The 2,572-nt window shown below is 65.6% G+C and carries 2 protein-coding genes; both read right to left on the bottom strand.

Annotated elements, in window-relative coordinates; genetic code table 11:
- Positions 1-751 (bottom strand): IS3 family transposase (locus ABT015_RS37840; protein ID WP_350887879.1); only part of this gene is annotated, 751 nt, incomplete at its 3' end.
- A 92-nt stretch (positions 752-843) separates the two neighbouring features.
- The gene (ltrA, locus tag ABT015_RS37835; RefSeq protein WP_350887876.1) at positions 844-2,217 is read right to left on the bottom strand and encodes a group II intron reverse transcriptase/maturase; all 1,374 of its coding nucleotides are present in this window, start codon (positions 2,215-2,217) and stop codon (positions 844-846) included.
- Between the last annotated feature and the right edge of the window lie 355 nt (positions 2,218-2,572).

The following is a 2,572-nucleotide window of genomic DNA, read 5'->3' as shown; positions in this document are numbered from 1 at the left end:
GCAGGCGGGTTGTGAGCTTGATGGACGTGTACCGACACCCGTGGTCGCTGTGATGGATCAGCTTGCCCGGCTCCACCGGGCGGCCGTGGAGGGCGTACTCCAGCGCGGTGAGGACCAGGTCGGCGTCCGCTCGCTCCGAGGTGTGCCATCCCACGATCCGGCGGGAGAAGGCGTCGCGGATCGTGGCCAGCCACCACGGTCCCTCGCCGGTGGGGATCAGCGAGATGTCTGCGACCCACAACCGGTTGGTTGCGTTCGCGGTGAAGTCGCGCTGGACCAGGTCCGGGGCGAGGTCGGCTGCCGGGTCGCGGCGGGTGAAGGAGCGGGGCCGGCGCGGGCTGACGCCTTGCAGTCCGGCCTCGCGCATCAGGCGCTCGACCCGTTTGCGGCCGACGCGGGTGCCCTCGCGTCGCAGGACGGCGTGGACGCGCGGGGAGGTGTAGGTGGCGTCCGAGTCCGAGTGGACGCGGCGGATGTGCTCGGTCAGCTCGGTGTCCTGGCGCTTGCGCTCGCACGGCGCGTGGACGTCGCGGCGCCAGCGGTAGTAGGTGGAGGCGGGGATGTGCAGTTCCCGGAGGACGGGCTCGGCCCCGAAGCGGTCCTGGTGCTCGTCGACGAGCTTCAGTACCGTCGCCGGGTCGGGTCGGTGAAAGTCGGCCCGGGGCGCGGTTCCGGTCTTTCGACCGGACCGTTTCCCCGGACCGCTTCCCGAACCCGGCGGGCACCTCTCAATGCACCGGGCTCTCCACAAGTCCCGAAATGGGCTGCGTGTTGGTAATTCTCATCCTGCGATGGTCCAGGGGGCCGGGATGACGGATCCTCGATAGCGGTAGCGGGTTGTGCTTACCTTCTCGGGGTCGAACAGCTCCCTGTTCTCGCTGGCGGGCCACCATCCGCCGCCGCAATAGCGGTTGCGAAGTTCCTTCCAGGTAGACCGGCGGTGTTTGCGCCGCATCCTCGCCATACTGTTTGCCACGTGTAGTGACTCAGGTATGCGAATGTCACGGAGGAAACCCCGGGCCGGAAGTATGCACACCAGCCCCGCAGCGTCATGTTTAGCCGACGCAGCAGGTCGTCCAACGGTTGGTTCACTTCGACCTCTCGGCACAACGTCTTGACCTTCCGCTTCACGGCCTGGACGGCCTTCTTTGCAGGGTAGGTATAGACGTAGTGCTGCCTGGCCCCTTTCTTGCGGTGGCGCTGGATGTGCCACCCGAGAAAGTCCAGGCCCTCATCGATATGGGTAATCAGGGTCTTCTCCGGTGATAGGCGCAGGCCCATCGTGGACAAGACCTCAGCGATTTCCTCGCGCAGGACCTCGGCATTGTCTTTCGAGCCGAAGACCATCAAGCACCAGTCGTCCGCGTACCTAATAAGGCGGTAGTTGGGCAGACCATGGCGGTGCCGTCTGGCGCGGTCCACCTTCCCAGCACTCGAACCTCCCGGCGCCTGGGCGATGCACTCGTCCAGGACGGAAAGCGCCACATTGCTGAGCAGAGGCGAGAGGATCGACCCTTGTGGGGTTCCGGCGGTGGTCTCCCGCAGCAGACAGTCCTCACCGAGGATGCCCGCCTTGAGGAAAGCCTTCACCAGATCCAGGACGTGTTTGTCCCCGACTCGCCGCCGCACCCGGTCCATCAGGGCCGAGTGCGACATCTCGTCGAAGCAGGCCGCGATGTCCCCCTCCACGATCCACTCATAATTGCGTGGCCGCGAAGCGAGATAGCGCACCTCGGCTACCACGTCATGAGCCCGGCGATTCGGACGGAACCCGTAGGAACACGGGAGGAAATCCGCCTCGAAAATCGGCTCCAGCACCAGCTTCAAGGATGCCTGGACCACCCGGTCGGCAATGGTAGCGATCCCCAGACGGCGCATCTTCCCGCCAGTCTTCGGGATCATACGCTCCCGTACCGGAAGCGGGCGGAAACTACGGTCCTTCACCTGCGACCGCAGTTCGTCGAGAAACTCCTCGACACCCTGCCCGGCCTCGACGGAACGGGCCGTACGCCCGTCCACTCCGGCCGTGCGGGCACCCTTGTTACCCCTCACCCGATCCCAGGCCACCAAAAGCAAGCCGGGATCGGCAACGAGGTTGTAAAGGTCATCGAACCTGCGATGAGCATCATCACGAGCCCAACGGTGCAGCTTGGTCTGGATCTTCAGTACCCGCAGCTCCGCCCCGAACAGAGCGGACTCCAGATCGTCGGTGTTCACCGGCGACAAACCTCCTGACATTCCAGCATCTTCAACTGCCAACTTGCTGGCCCCCTTCGCCCTGCGGCCGTCTCTCACGGCCTCCTCGGCGGGTCGTCACTCCCGCGACTACTACGGGGCCTCCGTCCCATCACGCGGCCATCAGCCGGCAACGGACCTGCCCACCTCCGGACCGGCTGTCCGGCGGGAGGGCGACCGCGGATGGTTCCCACGTTCACCATGTGATCGATCGGTCAGGGAGGCGCCCAGCTCTACCCCGGCAGCATCGCCACGTCTACGCCGCAGACATTCAACGTGGCCTCCCCACCGACAGAGCTAAACGGCTTCGGAGTTGAGTTCCGAGCCGAAGGCCCGG

The sequence above is a fragment of the Kitasatospora sp. NPDC094016 genome (assembly GCF_040304045.1).
In the GTDB taxonomy this organism is placed as follows: Bacteria; Actinomycetota; Actinomycetes; order Streptomycetales; family Streptomycetaceae; genus Kitasatospora.
Note: the sequence above shows the minus strand (reverse complement) of the source record. Positions and strands in the feature narration are given on the sequence as shown.